The organism is Methyloversatilis universalis FAM5, from assembly GCF_000214035.2.
Classification (GTDB): domain Bacteria; phylum Pseudomonadota; class Gammaproteobacteria; order Burkholderiales; family Rhodocyclaceae; genus Methyloversatilis; species Methyloversatilis universalis.
On sequence record NZ_AFHG01000030.1, the window covers coordinates 189,851 to 205,020 of the forward strand.

The window sequence follows — 15,170 nt, forward strand, 5'->3', positions numbered from 1 at the left end:
CGACGGCCTCCGGGCAGCGATCGGAAGGCCACCTTCGGGTGGCCTTTTTCGTTGACCGGCGCCTGCTCGCGCGGACAGCGGCCCTGAGGGCGTCCGCCCACAGGAATCCCACAGCTTTTCCACAGCTTGTCCAGTTGTCCCGCACCGGGCGGCCGGCTAGATTGCAGGATTGCGTCCGGCGCCGAGCCCGCATGAACAGGACACCATGAGTACCGTGCGTAACCCTCCCGGCGGGCAGGATGCCTCGCCCGCGCCCGATCGCCAGATCGCGGCGCTGAAGCTGCCGCCGCATTCGATCGAGGCCGAACAGTCGCTGATCGGCGGCCTGCTGCTCGACAACAGCACCTGGGACCGCGTGGGCGACCAGGTGAACGAGGCTGATTTCTATCGCGACGACCATCGCCGCATCTTCCGCCACATCGCCCGCCTGATCGAAACCGGCAAACCGGCCGACGTGGTCACCGTCTATGAATCGATAGAACGGGCAGACGAAGCCGAGCACACCGGGGGGCTCGCCTATCTGGGCGAAATCGCGAACAACACCCCCTCGGCCGCGAATATCCGCCGCTACGCGGAAATCATCCGTGAGCGCGCCATCCTGCGGAAGCTGGTGAGCGTCGGCGACGAAATCGCCGCCAGCGCGCTCAGCCCGCGCGGTCGCGATGCCAAGGTGCTGCTCGACGAGGCCGAATCCAAGATTTTCGAGATCGCCGAAGCCGGATCATCCGGCTCCAGCGGCTTCGTCGCCATCCAGCCTGTGCTGGTCGAGGTGGTGAACCGCATCCAGGAACTGTACGACCGTGATGACCCGTCGGACGTGACCGGCGTGCCTTCCGGCTACACCGATCTCGATGCCAAGACCGCCGGCCTGCAGGGCGGTGACATGATCATCGTGGCCGGCCGCCCGGCCATGGGCAAGACCACTTTCGCGCTGAATATTGCAGAGAACGTCGCGGTCGAGCTGGGTCTGCCGGTCGCCATCTTTTCGCTGGAAATGCCGGCCACCCAGCTGGCCATGCGTTTCGTGTCTTCGGTGGCGCGCATCGATCAGGGGCGGCTGCGTACCGGTCGCCTCACCGACGAGGACTGGGGCCGGCTCACCATGGCGCTGGGCAAGCTGCATGAGGCGCCGATCCACATCGATGAGACCGGCGGCATCAATCCGACCGACCTGCGCGCACGAGCGCGCCGGCTGTACCGTCAGTGCGGCAAGCTGGGCCTGATCGTGATCGACTATCTGCAGCTGATGTCGGGCACGCGCGACGGCGAGAACCGCACTTCGGAAATTTCGGAAATCTCCCGCTCCATCAAGTCGCTGGCCAAGGAACTGCATGTGCCCATCATCGCGCTGTCGCAGCTGAACCGCGCGCTGGAACAGCGACCGAACAAGCGGCCGGTCATGAGCGACCTGCGCGAATCCGGCGCCATCGAGCAGGATGCCGACATCATCATGTTCATCTACCGCGACGAGGTGTACAACCCGGACACCCAGGACAAGGGGCTGGCCGAAATCATCATCGGCAAGCACCGTAACGGTCCGACCGGCACCGTGGTGCTCGGCTTCCAGGGCGAGCACACCAAGTTCGTGAACGCTGCCCGACCCGGCTCCTACTGAGGTCACCGTGAAGCGCTGGCTGCCCCGTCTGGCCGTCATGCTGATCGTGCTTGCGGCAGTGCTAGCCGGCACCTTCCAGTACGGCCTGCATCTGCTGCGCGATCAGGTGCTGGCGGCGCTCGGGTCGCGCGGCGAAGTCGGGCAGATCGAGGTCGGACTGGACGCGGTGGTGCTGCACGACCTGCGCATACGGGCAGAGCGTGAAGGCCCTGCCGCCTGGCCGGCCGAGGACGAATTGCGGGCGGATCGGGTGGTGGTGGTGCCGCAGCTGCGCGACCTGCTGTCGGCCCGGGTGCGCATCGCGCGCATCACGGTCGAGGGCGTTTATCTGTCCATGCTGCGCACCCGTCAGGGGGCGCTGCAGGTGCTGCCGGCGCTGATCGGCCGGCCGGCCGACGAGGCCGCCACCCCCTTGCCCGACATCCATATCGCGCAGATCGAACTGCGCGACGCCGCGCTGGATTTCTTCGATGCCAGCGTGCGCCGCACCCCTCACCGTCTGGCGTTCGAGGCGGTGAGCGCGGACCTGGGCCCGGTGGATCTGCCGGCGCTCGCGACCGAGGCACAACTCCAGGTCGACGGCACGGTGAAGGGGCCGCGCACGGACGGCCGTTTTTCGCTGCAGGGCACGCTGCGGCCGTCCACCCGCGACATGAACCTGACCTTCGAACTGCGCGGGGCCGATCTGGTCGCTTTCCAGCCTTACCTGATACAGGCGGCGGAGACCGGGGTGAAGCGCGGCACGATGGATCTCGACTTGCGCCCTGTAGTCAAGGATGGTCGACTGCGCGCCCCGGGACGGCTGACGCTGACCGGGCTGGAACTGGCGTCCGGAAACACCTTCATGGGCATGCCCCGGGCGGCGGTCGTGGGCCTGATGAAAGACCGTGATGGCCGCATCACCGCCGATTTCACGCTCGAAGGCCGGCTGGACGATCCGTCGTTTTCGCTGAATGAGGGGCTGGCGAGCCGGATGGCGAGCGGCGTGGCCGAGTCGCTGGGCGTCAGTCTGGGCGGGCTGGTACGCGGCGTGGGCAGCGCCGGCGCCTCGGCGGTGAAAGGCGTGGGCGAGGCGGTGGGCAAGCTGTTCGGTGACTGACCGAACAGCTCGCGATGACGACGAGTGCTCAGCCCTGTTTCAGTACCTCCAGCGGCCCGGTTTTCAGCTGTGAGCTCAGTTTCTGCAGTTCGGCCCGCATGCGCGCTACCGCGTCCGCCGGCAATCCCGACTGGCGGGCCACTTCGGCGTGCACTTCCTCGGCCCGCTCACGCAGTGCGCGACCGGCGTCGGTCAGCCTGATTTCCAGTGCCCGCTCGTCCATGCGGTTGCGGGACCGGGTCAGATAGCCGCTCGCTTCCAGCCGCTTGAGCAGCGGCGTGAGCGTGGGCGAATCCAGATCCAGCCGCTCGGCCAGCGCCTTCAGCGACAGGTTGTCCTCCTGCCACAGCACCAGCATGACCAGGTACTGCGGGTAAGTCAGTCCGATCGACTTGAGGCCGTGCGCATAGCAGCGCGTGATCGCATGCGAGGCGGCATACAGCGCGAAACACAGCTGCTGGTCCAGCAGCATCGGGTCGATGAAGGTCATCCGGTTATCCCCCGTTGATAGTCAGAGCACGTCGTCAGAGCACTTCGGCGGCGTGGTCGGCCAGACGCGACCGTTCGCCACGCTGCAGCGTGACATGCCCGCTGTGCGGCCAGCCCTTGAAGCGGTCGACCACATAGGTCAGACCCGAGCTGCCTTCGGTCAGGTAGGGCGTGTCGATCTGCGCAATGTTACCGAGACAGACCACCTTGGTGCCGGGGCCGGCACGGGTGATCAGCGTCTTCATCTGCTTGGGCGTCAGGTTCTGCGCCTCGTCGATGATGAGGAACTTGTTCAGGAAGGTGCGGCCGCGCATGAAGTTGAGCGACTTCACCTTGATCCGGCTGCGGATGAGGTCCAGCGTTGCCGCGCGGCCCCATTCGCCGGAACCGTTCGGATCGTCGGTCTTGTTCAGCACGTCGAGGTTGTCTTCGAGCGCGCCCATCCACGGCGTCATCTTTTCCTCTTCCGTACCTGGCAGGAATCCGATGTCCTCGCCCACCGGCACAGTCACCCGGGTCATGATGATTTCGCTGTAGAGCTTGCTTTCCAGCACCTGGGTGAGGCCCGCCGCCAGCGTCAGCAGCGTCTTGCCTGTACCGGCCTGGCCGAGCAGGGTGACGAAATCCACTTCCGGATTCATCAGCAGGTTCAGCGCGAAATTCTGTTCTCGGTTGCGCGCGGTGATGCCCCAGACCGAATTCTTGTGGTGGCTGAAGTCGATCAGCGTTTCCAGCACCGCGGTCCTGCCGTTACGCTCGCGCACCCAGGCGTGGAAGGCCTTGTCCTGTTTCGGGCCGGCTTCCTTGAACACGAATTCGTTGATCAGCAGGTCCGGGCACAGCGGGCCCTTCACCCGGTACAGCGTGCGGCCGTTTTCCTTCCACGATTCGAGATTGCCGCCATGCTCTTCCCAGAAACCGTCCGGCAGCTCGCGCGTGCCGGTGTAGAGCATGTCGGTGTCTTCCAGCACCTTGTCGTTGAAGTAGTCCTGCGCATGCAGCCCGAGCGCGCGGGCCTTGATGCGCATGTTGATGTCCTTGGACACCAGGATGACCTGCCGCCCCGGGTGGCGCTGGCTCAGGTGCATCACCACCGCGATGATCTGGTTGTCCGCCTTGGCGGTGGGCAGCGCGGTGGGCAGCGTGCCGTTGATCGCCTCGGTCTGCAGCAGCAGGTGACCGCTGGCCAGATCGCTGGACGCGGCCGCCAGCGGAATGCCCTCGGCGATGCGCTCCTCGTCGCCGCTGACGATCTCGTCCAGCAGCCGGCTGGCCTGACGCGCGTTGCGCGCCACTTCGGTCATGCCCTTCTTGTTGTTGTCCAGTTCCTCGAGCGTCATGATGGGCACGAAGATGTCGTGCTCCTCGAAGCGGAACAGCGAGGTCGGGTCGTGCATCAGCACATTGGTGTCGAGCACGAACAGCTTGGTGGGCGGGGCGGACTTGCGGGAACGGCGGGCGGGTGCTGCGGCGGGGCGTCGGGTGGCCATGTGTCGTGAAGTCTGGGTTGGATTCGCCGTTGGCGGATCAGAGCGTGCGTATGAAGGCCAGCACTTCTTCCGCATGGCCCGGCACCTTCACACCGCGCCACTCGCGCAGGATACGGTCGTCGGCGCCTATGACGAAAGTGCTACGTTCCACACCGCGCACCTGTTTGCCGTACATGTTCTTCATTTTCATGACGCCGAACAGTTCGCACGCGGTTTCGTCCGGATCGGACAGCAGTTCGAAGGGCAGTTCCAGCTTGGACTTGAAGTTCTGGTGCGATTTCAGGCTGTCGCGCGAAATGCCGACCACGGTGGCGCCGGCCGCCGTGAACTCGGCGTGCAGATCGCGGAAGGCGGCGCTCTCCGTGGTGCAGCCGGGCGTGCTGTCCTTCGGATAGAAGTAGATCACCAGCGGCCGGCTGGCGGCCGACAGCGTGAAATCGCCGCCGGTGGAGGGGAGGGTGAAGTCTTCGATCCGGGTGTCGCTCATCGTGAAAGTCTCCGTACTCGATGGGGTGGCTGCGGCGTCCGGACGGTCAATCAGGGCGCCGCGTCGGGAAGCAGCAGGGCGGCAGCGACCGCGCGGCCTTCCGCGACAAGAATGTTGTAGGTGCGTGCGGCCGCCAGCGTGTCCATCACCTCGACACCAATGCCGGCCGCGATCAGCGTACGCAGCAATGAAGGATGCGGAAACTGCTGGTTCGGGCCGGTGCCCAGGAGCAGGATCTGCACCTGCATGGCCACGATGTCGGCGAAGTCGTCGGAGGTCAGCTGAGCCAGCGCGCTGCGGCCCCAGTCCTCGCGCAGGACGCCGGGGCCGATGAGCACGCTGCGGGTGACCCGGCGCTCGCCGATCTGCAGGTAGCCATCACCGAAGCCGGTGATCAGGGGAATGGTCGGGCGGGGCGTCTGGTGCAGCTTCACAGGGTGCGTCGGCAGTGTCGGACGCCGGTGGCAGGCCGGTGTGTCCGGAGGTGGTTCGGTACACCGGAGGCTACGGTTTTGCCCTGCCTCCAGCGGTCGCATACAATCATACCTTTTTCGTCCGCGGGCAAGGCTGCCCGGGTGGCGGCGCGTATCCGGTGCCGTCGCCGGGACTTCAGAAAGCGCTCATGTCCCGCACCGCATCCAACGTGTCTTCAGAGTCCGCCATCGTGCATCCGCCGGTCACCAAGTCCTCCAAGCTCGCCAACGTCTGTTACGACATCCGCGGCCCCGTGCTCGCGCGCGCCCGTCAGATGGAAGAGGACGGCCACCGCATCATCAAGCTCAACATCGGCAATCTGGCGCCTTTCGGCTTCGACGCGCCGGAAGAGATCGTGCAGGACGTGATCCGCAACCTGCCCGATGCCGCCGGCTACACCGATTCGCGCGGCCTGTTCGCGCCGCGCAAGGCCATCATGCAGTACTGCCAGGAGAAGCGCATCCAGGGCGTGGGCGTGGACGACATCTTCATCGGCAACGGTGCGTCCGAACTCATCGTGATGGCGATGCAGGGCCTGCTCAATACCGGCGACGAAGTGCTGGTGCCGGCGCCGGACTATCCGCTGTGGACCGCCGCGGTCACGCTGGCCGGCGGCACCGCCCGCCACTACATCTGCGACGAGGGCGCCGACTGGATGCCGGATCTGGCCGACATCCGCGCCAAGATCACGCCGGCCACCCGCGCCATCGTCATCATCAACCCGAACAACCCGACCGGCGCGCTGTATTCGGACGACCTGCTGCGCGATCTGGTGCAGATTGCCCGCGAACACAAGCTCATCGTGTTCGCCGACGAAATCTACGACAAGACCCTGTACGACGGCGCGACGCACACCTCGATCGCCTCGCTCGCCGACGATCTGCTGTTCGTCACCTTCAACGGTCTGTCTAAGAACTACCGCGCCTGCGGCTATCGCGCCGGCTGGATGGTGGTGTCCGGCGACAAGCGGCATGCCCGCGACTACATCGATGGCCTGAACATGCTGGCGTCGATGCGCCTGTGCTCCAACGTGCCGGGGCAGTTCGCGATCCAGACCGCACTCGGCGGCTATCAGACCATCAACGACCTGGTGAAGCCGGGCGGCCGCCTGGCACGCCAGCGCGACGTAGCGTGGGAACTGCTGACCGACATTCCCGGCGTGAGCTGCGTGAAGCCGCGCGCCTCGCTCTACCTGTTCCCCAGGCTGGATCCCAAGATCTACCCGATCGAGGACGACCAGCGCTTCATCCTCGAACTGCTGGAAGAGCAGCGCGTGCTGCTGGTGCAGGGTACCGGCTTCAACTGGCCGCGCCCGGACCACTTCCGCGTCGTGTTCCTGCCTCACGAGGACGACCTGCGCGACGCCATCGGCCGTATCGCTCGCTTCCTCGACGGCTACCGCAAGCGTCATGGCGCCTGAGCGCCCGGCGCTGACCGTGCATCGCGTGGCCACCGGCCGCGCGGTGACCGAAGCGGGCTGGCTGGCGAAGGCCGAGGCCGTGCATCGCGCGCTGCGTCCGGACCTGCCCGAGGACTACGCGGCCACCATGCAGGGCATCGTGGCGGACGGCGGCGAGATCGCGGTGGCTGCCGCCGGCGACGAGGTGCTGGGCGTCACCGTATTCCGCAGCTATCGCAACACCGCCTGTGGCGTGTTCTTCTACGTGGATGATCTGGTGACCGCGCCGGCTGCCCGTTCGCTCGGCGTCGGCAAGACGCTGCTGGACTGGCTGACCGTCGAGGCGAAGGCACGTGGCGCGACCCGGCTGCGGCTCGATTCCGGCACCCACCGCATCGATGCGCACCGCTTCTACCATCGCGAAGGCATGCACATCGCCTGTTTTCATTTTTCGCGGGATCTGGCCTGAGCGGCCGGCCCCACCCATCAAAGGACGAGGGACAGCATGAAACCCATCAACGTAGGCCTGCTCGGCATCGGCACCGTCGGCGGTGGCACCTGGACGGTGCTCACGCGCAATCAGGAAGAGATCACCCGCCGTGCCGGCCGCCCGATCCAGATCACCGCCGTTGCCGACCGCGACACCGAGCGCGCGACGTCGCTGACCGGCGGTTCGGTCAAGGTGACCGGTGACGCCTTCGAGGTGGTGCGCGATCCGAGCATCGACATCGTGGTCGAACTGATCGGCGGCTACACCGTGGCCAAGCAGCTGGTGCTGGAAGCGATCGCCAACGGCAAGCATGTGGTGACCGCCAACAAGGCGCTGCTCGCGGTGCACGGCCAGGAAATCTTCGCCGCGGCTCAGGCCAAGGGCGTCATGGTGGCGTTCGAAGCCGCGGTGGCCGGTGGCATTCCCATCATCAAGGCGGTGCGCGAAGGCCTGACCGCCAACCGCATCGACTGGATCGCCGGCATCATCAACGGCACCACCAATTACATCCTGTCGGAAATGCGCGACAAGGGCCTCACCTTCGCCGACGCGCTGGCCGACGCGCAGCGCCTGGGCTATGCCGAAGCCGACCCGACCTTCGACATCGAAGGCGTGGACGCCGCGCACAAGATCACCCTGCTGTCGGCGCTGGCTTTCGGCATTCCGGTGCAGTTCGATCGCGCTCACATCGAAGGCATCACCAAGCTCACCGCCGAAGACATCCGCTACGCCGAGGAACTGGGCTACCGCATCAAGCTGCTGGGCATCACCAAGCGCAAGGCCGACGGCTTCGAACTGCGCGTGCATCCGACGCTGATCCCGTCCAAGCGCCTGATCGCCAACGTCGAAGGCGTGATGAACGCGGTGGTGGTGAAGGGCGACGCGGTCGGTGCCACGCTGTACTACGGTCGCGGCGCGGGCGCTGAACCGACGGCCAGCGCGGTGATTGCCGACCTGGTCGACGTGACCCGCCTGCACACCGCCGACCCGGAACACCGCGTGCCGCATCTCGCCTTCCGCGCCGACCAGTTGTCGGACACGCCCATCCTGCCGATCAGCGAAGTCGAGAGCGCCTACTACCTGCGCCTGCGCGTGCAGGACAGGCCGGGCGTGCTGGCCGACATCACCCGCATCCTGGCCGACCAGGGCATCAGCATTGACGCCATGCTGCAGAAGGAGCCGTCGGAAGGCGAGCAGCAGGCCAACATCATCATGCTGACCCACGTCACCCGCGAAAAGCAGGTCGATGCGGCCATCGTTCGCATCGAAGGGCTGGACAGCACCGTGGGCGCGGTCACCCGCCTGCGCCTGGAAGAGCTGAACGGCTGATCGGCCATCGACGGGCCGGCGTCAGCCGGCCCGCATCGCGTCCTCGATCTGCATCCGGTGGTAAAGCGCGGCGACCATGTCGCCGCGGTCCAGCATGCCCACCAGCCGGTGGGCGCCATTGACCACCGGCACCGCAGGCTGATGACCGGCGCTCAACGCCTCCGCCACTTCCGCCAGACTGTCGTGCATCCGGGCCACCTTCAGGCCGGCGCGCGCTTCCCGCATCATCTGCCCCACCACCTCCGCCCGTTCGGAGTGCGTGTCAGGTGAGCGCGTCAGCAGCTGCTTGACCGATTCGCCCAGACTGCGTCCGGCTTCAGGTGACACCGTATTCAGGAAGTCCTCCAGCGCCAGCAGGCCGATCACCCGCCGGCTGCGGTCGATCACCGGCAGCGCGTCCACCCGCAGCCTGCGCATCAGCAGCCAGGCGTCGCCGAGCGGCGTGGCGAATTCCAGCGCCGGGGCGGGCTGCGAGGTATCCAGCACGTCAGCGCAGCGCAGCCTGTGCATGCGCTTGAAGGCGTGACGCAGCGTGCGTTCGTACAGGTCGACCAGATCGTCCTCGCGCACGTCGAGAAAGCCGTCGATCTCGTGCAGCGCGGCCGCCATGTCCTTGTGGGTGAGTGCCGGCGGCACCGTGTGGGCGCGCTGCTTCTGCACCGCAGGCGGCGTGCCCTGCGGATAGTGGCGGCCGGGAATCAGGTTGTTCACCACCATCACCGCCACCAGGATGGCCAGCGTGTTGGCGAACACTGCCCACATGGACGGCCCGAAAGGTGTGCCGTGGGCGGCGGCCATCGCCATCGTCAGCGCCATCGCGCCGGCGGGCGGGTGAATGCAGCGCGCCCAGGCGGTGAGCCAGATCGACGCCGCCAGTGCAGCCGCCATCACCCAGGGGCCGGCCGGCAGCCACAGGCCGCAGGCGTAGCCGAGCGGGGCCGCCAGCATCAGACCGCCGATCACCGACCACGGCTGGGCCAACGGACTGTGGGGCAGGGCGAACAGGATGACCGAGGTGGCGCCCAGCGGTGCCAGCACATGTTTTTCGTCCGGCCCGAGCGGCAGCACGAACAGCACGCCTTCGAACAGCAGCAGGCCGAGAAAGCCGGCCAGCGTGCTGCGCCAGCGTTCGGCGCGCGACAGCGGCGGCGCATCGGACACCAGATGGCGCCGCAGCAGTTCGGGCAGACCGGTCATCGGCTGGAGACGAAAAAACCGGCAGTCTAGACCGTGGGCACCGTCGCGGTGCGCGCATGGCGGCATAACCGCCGGACCGCCGGCACCGGGCGGGGGCGGGCGCTGTGCTAAATTGTTGCCCCTGCACGACGGCCGGGTGCCGTCCACTCCCTGAACGAACAGCTCCAAGCACGACGCGATGCACTACCTCTCGACACGCGGCCAGGCGCCGCAGAAGCGCTTCACCGAAATCCTGCTGGGCGGCCTGATGGAAGATGGCGGTCTGGCCATGCCGGTGCAGTACCCGACCTTCTCGCGCGCCGACCTCGACGCGATGCGCGGCATGGATTACCGCCAGCTCGCGTTCGCCATCCTGTCCCGCTTCGCCGACGACATTCCGGCGGATGACCTGAAGGCGCTGATCGACCGCACTTACACCGCAGACGTGTATCGCAACACCGTGTCCGGTTCGGACGCGCGCGACATCACGCCGCTGTACACGCTGGAATCCGATCTGCACCTGCTTGAACTGTCCAACGGTCCGACGCTGGCGTTCAAGGACATGGCGATGCAGCTGCTCGGCAACCTGTTCGAGTACGCGCTGGCCAAGACCGGTGCCGAGCTGAATATTTTCGGCGCCACCTCGGGCGACACCGGTTCCAGCGCCGAATACGCGATGCGCGGCAAGCGCGGCATCCGCGTGTTCATGCTCAGCCCGCACCAGAAGATGAGCCGTTTCCAGACGGCGCAGATGTTCAGCCTGCAGGATCCGAACATTTTCAACATCGCGGTGCGCGGCGTGTTCGACGACTGCCAGGACATGGTGAAGGCGGTGTCGAACGACCTTGACTTCAAGGCCAGGTACCGCATTGGCACGGTCAATTCGATCAACTGGGCGCGAGTGTCGGCGCAGGTCGTGTACTACTTTAAGGGCTACTTCGCGGCCACGAAGAGCAACGACGAGCAGGTGAGCTTCACCGTGCCGTCCGGCAATTTCGGCAACGTGTGTGCCGGCCATATCGCGCGCATGATGGGCCTGCCGATCCGCCATCTCGTGGTGGCGACCAACGAGAACGACGTGCTCGACGAGTTCTTCCGCACCGGCGTGTATCGCCCGCGCGCGACCGCCGAGACGCTGCACACCACCAGCCCGTCGATGGACATTTCCAAGGCGAGCAATTTCGAGCGCTTCATCTATGACCTCACCGGGCGCGACGCCGACCGGGTGCGTGCGCTGTGGGGCGAGGTGGACCGCGGTCGCCCGTTCGACCTGTCGGACAGCGGCCTGTTCGGCAAGGTGGCGTCCGACTACGGCTTCCAGTCGGGATCCAGCAACCATGCTCACCGTCTTGCCACGATGCGTCTGGCGCAGGCGCGCTGGGGCAGGGCGATCGACACCCATACCGCCGACGGCCTGAAGGTGGCGCTGGAGCGGCGCGAGGCCGGCGTACCGATGGTGGTGCTCGAAACCGCGCTGCCGGCCAAGTTTTCGGAAACCGTGGTGGAGGCGCTGGGACGCGAACCGGTGCGTCCGGCCGGCATGGAGAACCTGGAATCCCTGCCGCAGCGTTTCGAAGTGATGGATGCGGACGTGGCGGCGATGAAGGCCTTCATCGCGCAGCACGCGGACTGAGCCGAGGCCGCCGCTCAAGGCGGTCCCCTGTCTGCCGTTAACCGGACATCCGAATTGTCGACCTGTGGGATCAAGAATGGGTGAGCCGGTGAACGCGTCGCTTGAAGCTCTGCAAAGACTGTCTGCCGAACTGGAGTCGGGAGACATCGTCTTTCCGACCAGCATCGATGTTTCGCTGCGCATCCGTCAGGCGCTCGAGAATCCGGACATCAATATCAACGAGGTCGCGCGGCTGGTCGGCGCCGAGCCGGTGCTCAGTGCGAAGGCGCTGCGGCTGGCGAATTCGGTGGCCTACAACCGCAGCGGCAACGAAATCACCGACGTGCGCACTGCGGTGAACCGGGTTGGTACCGAGCCGGTCCGCATGCTCACCATGTCGCTCATCGTCCGCCAGATGGTCGATGCCCGCGCTGACGAGCGACTGCGGGTGCTCACTCACGACCTGTGGCAGCACACCATTCACGTGTCGGCGCTCAGCTATGTCATCGCGCGCCGGCTGTCCCGGCTGAACGCGGATGCGGCGATGTTCGCCGGTGTGGTACACGAGATCGGCCAGTTCTACCTGCTGGCCCGCGCCGCCGCTTTCCCGGCGCTGCTGCAGCGCGAGCAGGAACTGAGCGGACTCATGTTCAGCTTCAGCCGCAGCGTGGGACGTGCGGTGCTGGAGTCGCTGAAGGTACCGGCGCAGATCATCGACGCGGTTGATGATCCGTCGATCGAAGGCCCGGTGGTGCCGCCGCGCACCCTGGCCGACGTTATCTTCCTGGCCGAAAGCATGGCGGCCTTCCCGAATCCCTTCAGTGTCACCACGCCGGAGAACGAGGCGGTGATCGCCGAAACAGTGACCGCGGAAATCGACAACGAAACGCTGCAGGCGGTGGTGGCGGAGTCGCAGGAAGAGATCGATTCCATCATTGCCACGCTGCAGGTCTGACCGGCAGCGCCGGTGCCGGCCGAGCCGGCCTCAAGTTATCTGCACGGACAACTGTTACAGACGGTGAAGTCCGAACACAGCTGAACCAGGGCAAACCCGTCGAAAGGCGGCGACGCAAAGTTTCCGGTCTAACGGGTGACAACACCCCATGACAGCGGGGCCGCCGCTATACTGCGCCGCACGTCGCGCCCAGAACACCACGCCCCGGTGTCGGCCTTGAACGGTCGCTTTCGCGCGACGTCAAAGGTAAACAATGAGCGCAGCTTCACCCACGCCTCCCAATCTTTCACCCGATCGCGGTCGGGTGATCAATGACTGCCGCGACTTCACGCTGCGCCGCCTGCGTGAGTCGCTGCACGGCATGCTCTCGCGCATCGAGGAAGATCTGGTCGCGCGCGCCGAAGCCGAGCTCGACCGCGACCAGCGCAATCTCTACATGTTCGCCTGCGGCAAGGCCCGCGAGAACTGGGCCGGCATCGAACAGGCTTTCATCGACAACCTCACCCGCTATTTCGACGCCCGTGTGCGCGGCGAGCCGCTGAAAGCCGCAGGCGGCGTCATGCCCAAGTCGCTGGACGAACTGAGTCTGGTCGATGAGGACGATCTGACCCAGGACATCGCGGTCAGCGAAATCACCCGCAAGCTGAAGGAACACTGCGACGAGGACCTGTACGGCGTGGAACAGCGCCTGGGCAGTCTGCTCGGCAAGCAGGACCCAACCGATGCGGACAATCCGGTCGGCACCGAAGCGGTGGCCAATGCGCTGCGCGCCGCGTGCGAAGAGGTCGATCCGGGCGTGCAGATGCGGCTGGTACTGCTGCAGTCGCTCGAGCAGCACATTTCGGGCGAACTGTCGCGGCTGTACCAGGAACTGAATGGCCGGCTGGTCCGCCAGAACGTGCTGCCCGGCCTGCGACGCGGTTTCCGCCGTGCGCCGTCGGCCGCCGCGCGTCCGCGGGACGCGTCGGTCGCGCCGGGTGGCGTGGAACAGCGCGGGCTGCCGCAACCCGATTTCGGCACCGTGTCCGCGGTCCAGGGTTTCGGAACCGGCTCGGTGCATCAGGGCTTCGGCGAAACCTCTTACGCCGGCGTCGAGGGCGACGGTGACGTGTACGCCATGCTGGCCCAGCTGGTGCAGGGCCAGCTGGCCGCCCAGGGATTGCCGCCGACCGCCGGGGTCGGCGCGCTGGCCCCCGCGTCGCCCTTCGTATTCGAAGCGCTGACTGCGCTGCAGGCGGAGGCCGACCACGCGCCCGCCATGCCGGCCATCGGTGTGCCGGCGAATCTGCTGCGCGACTTCCGCACGTCCGACCTCGGCCGCCATCTCGGCCAGTTCGACGCGATCACGGTCGACATCGTCGCGATGCTGTTCGACCTCATTTTCGACGACGCCAATATCGCGGACCCGATCAAGGCGCTGGTCGGCCGGCTGCAGATTCCGCTGGTCAAGGTGGCCATGCTGGACCGCAGCTTCTTCTCCAGCAAGGCACATCCGGCCCGCCGGCTGCTGGACCTGATTTCCCAGGCCATGCTGCGCTGGGGCCGCGACGTCGGGCACGACGATCCGCTGTACGTGAAACTGGCCGAAATCGTCGACCGCATCCTGCGCGACTTCGAACGCGACATGAGTCTGTTCGAAGCCTGCAATGCCGATCTCGAAGCCTTCATCGCCCAGCTGGAAGCGGAAGAAAGCCAGCGCGCCGAAAGCGCTGCCCGTCTGGCCGAGGAAAGGGAGCAGGAACGTCTGCGCCGCGACGACGCGCGACGCGCCGCCGACGATGCGCTCGACGACCGTCTGCGTACGCCGCTGCCGGCGGTCGTCCAGAATCTGCTCGACGGCATCTGGCGCCGCCTGCTGCGCACGCTGGCCGAGCGGGGTGACGAGGCCGCGGTCGACTACCGGCAGGCGCTGGTGACCGCGGACGAACTGATCTGGAGCGTGCAGCCGAAAAGCGATCCGGAAGAGCGGCGCAAGCTGGTGCAGGCGCTGCCCGGCCTGCTGCGACGGCTCAATCAGGGATTCGACAGCGCCGAAGCGCATCCGGCCGACAAGCTGCTCATGCTCAACGGCCTGTTCGACCTGCACGCCCAGTGGATCAAGCCGGGTGCCGCGCCGGCCGCACCGCCGCCGGTCAGGCAGTGGGTGCCGGGAGAAGGCTCAGCCAACGACGCGGTGCCCGCGCCCGAGGTGGTGACCGAGCATGTCGAGCAGGACGGTCTCGAGTTCGAGGACATTTCGCTGAATCTGCCGGCCCATCTCGATCTGGCCGAGTCGGACCGCGTGGCCGACCTGAAGCGCGGCGACTGGGTGGAGTTTCGCCAGCCGGACGGTCAGTTCGTGCGCATGCGGCTGAACTGGGTCAGTCCGCAGCGCGGCATCTACCTGTTCACTAACCCGAATTCGGCGCGTGCGACCTCGATCGCGCCGGACGCGCTGGCACTGCAGCTGGCGCGCAGCGAGGCGCGGGTGGTCGAGGACGCGCCGATGTTCGAGCGCGCGGTGAGCCAGGCGCTGGCCCAGCCGCGCGAACCGGTCACCGGCTGACGCCGGCCGC

Annotated in this window: 13 protein-coding genes and 1 riboswitch; of the genes, 8 read left to right on the forward strand and 5 right to left on the reverse strand. The window is 66.5% G+C overall.

Annotation, left to right across the window (positions count from 1 at the left end; genetic code table 11):
• Positions 1–205 precede the first annotated feature (205 nt).
• A complete protein-coding gene (dnaB, locus tag METUNV1_RS03770) occupies positions 206–1,615 on the forward strand; it encodes a replicative DNA helicase (protein WP_008058996.1) in 1,410 nt (469 codons plus the stop codon).
• Positions 1,616–1,622: 7 nt separating this feature from the next.
• A complete protein-coding gene (locus METUNV1_RS03775; protein WP_008058997.1) occupies positions 1,623–2,714 on the forward strand; it encodes a DUF748 domain-containing protein in 1,092 nt (363 codons plus the stop codon).
• A gap of 28 nt (positions 2,715–2,742) precedes the next feature.
• On the opposite strand, the gene METUNV1_RS03780 is transcribed toward METUNV1_RS03775, so the two are convergent.
• The 4 genes from METUNV1_RS03780 to METUNV1_RS03795 are packed head-to-tail and all read right to left on the reverse strand — an operon-like array spanning position 2,743 to position 5,614.
• Complete coding sequence (locus METUNV1_RS03780) at positions 2,743–3,204, reverse strand: MarR family winged helix-turn-helix transcriptional regulator (protein WP_008058998.1); 462 nt, start codon at positions 3,202–3,204, stop codon at positions 2,743–2,745.
• Positions 3,205–3,238: 34 nt separating this feature from the next.
• On the reverse strand, positions 3,239–4,693 hold the full coding sequence (locus tag METUNV1_RS03785; RefSeq protein ID WP_008058999.1) for a PhoH family protein: 1,455 nt from the start codon (positions 4,691–4,693) through the stop codon (positions 3,239–3,241).
• A 37-nt stretch (positions 4,694–4,730) separates the two neighbouring features.
• Positions 4,731–5,180, reverse strand: a complete 450-nt coding sequence (locus METUNV1_RS03790; RefSeq protein ID WP_008059001.1) for a peroxiredoxin — start codon at positions 5,178–5,180, stop codon at positions 4,731–4,733.
• A 50-nt stretch (positions 5,181–5,230) separates the two neighbouring features.
• Positions 5,231–5,614 (reverse strand): Mth938-like domain-containing protein, encoded by a 384-nt coding sequence (locus METUNV1_RS03795; RefSeq protein WP_008059003.1) that lies wholly within the window; start codon positions 5,612–5,614, stop codon positions 5,231–5,233.
• Positions 5,615–5,802: 188 nt separating this feature from the next.
• Here METUNV1_RS03795 and METUNV1_RS03800 point away from each other — a divergent pair, with 188 nt between their 5' ends.
• From METUNV1_RS03800 to METUNV1_RS03810, 3 genes are read left to right on the forward strand one after another with little or no spacing between them, the layout of a single operon-like run.
• Positions 5,803–7,074, forward strand: coding sequence for a pyridoxal phosphate-dependent aminotransferase (locus tag METUNV1_RS03800; RefSeq protein ID WP_008059005.1), 1,272 nt, complete (start codon positions 5,803–5,805; stop codon positions 7,072–7,074).
• Entirely contained in the window at positions 7,064–7,522 is a 459-nt protein-coding gene (locus METUNV1_RS03805) for a GNAT family N-acetyltransferase (RefSeq protein ID WP_008059006.1), read from the forward strand. Before METUNV1_RS03800 ends, METUNV1_RS03805 begins: the two co-directional genes overlap by 11 nt.
• Positions 7,523–7,558: 36 nt before the next feature.
• A complete protein-coding gene (locus tag METUNV1_RS03810) occupies positions 7,559–8,872 on the forward strand; it encodes a homoserine dehydrogenase (protein WP_008059007.1) in 1,314 nt (437 codons plus the stop codon).
• 21 nt (positions 8,873–8,893) lie between these two features.
• Here METUNV1_RS03810 and METUNV1_RS03815 read toward each other — a convergent pair whose 3' ends face one another.
• Positions 8,894–10,069 (reverse strand): HPP family protein, encoded by a 1,176-nt coding sequence (locus tag METUNV1_RS03815; protein WP_008059008.1) that lies wholly within the window; start codon positions 10,067–10,069, stop codon positions 8,894–8,896.
• Positions 10,070–10,247: 178 nt separating this feature from the next.
• On the opposite strand from METUNV1_RS03815, the gene thrC reads away from it, so the two are divergent.
• From thrC to METUNV1_RS03830, 3 genes are all read left to right on the forward strand, one after another.
• Complete coding sequence (thrC, locus tag METUNV1_RS03820) at positions 10,248–11,681, forward strand: threonine synthase (RefSeq protein WP_008059009.1); 1,434 nt, start codon at positions 10,248–10,250, stop codon at positions 11,679–11,681.
• Between the two features lie 76 nt (positions 11,682–11,757).
• Positions 11,758–12,615, forward strand: a complete 858-nt coding sequence (locus tag METUNV1_RS03825) for an HDOD domain-containing protein (RefSeq protein WP_008059013.1) — start codon at positions 11,758–11,760, stop codon at positions 12,613–12,615.
• 79 nt (positions 12,616–12,694) lie between these two features.
• A riboswitch (cyclic di-GMP riboswitch) is annotated at positions 12,695–12,783 on the forward strand.
• Positions 12,784–12,868: 85 nt separating this feature from the next.
• Positions 12,869–15,160: a DUF1631 family protein gene (locus METUNV1_RS03830; protein ID WP_051165290.1), complete on the forward strand. Its 2,292-nt coding sequence runs from the start codon at positions 12,869–12,871 to the stop codon at positions 15,158–15,160.
• Positions 15,161–15,170: the final 10 nt, after the last annotated feature.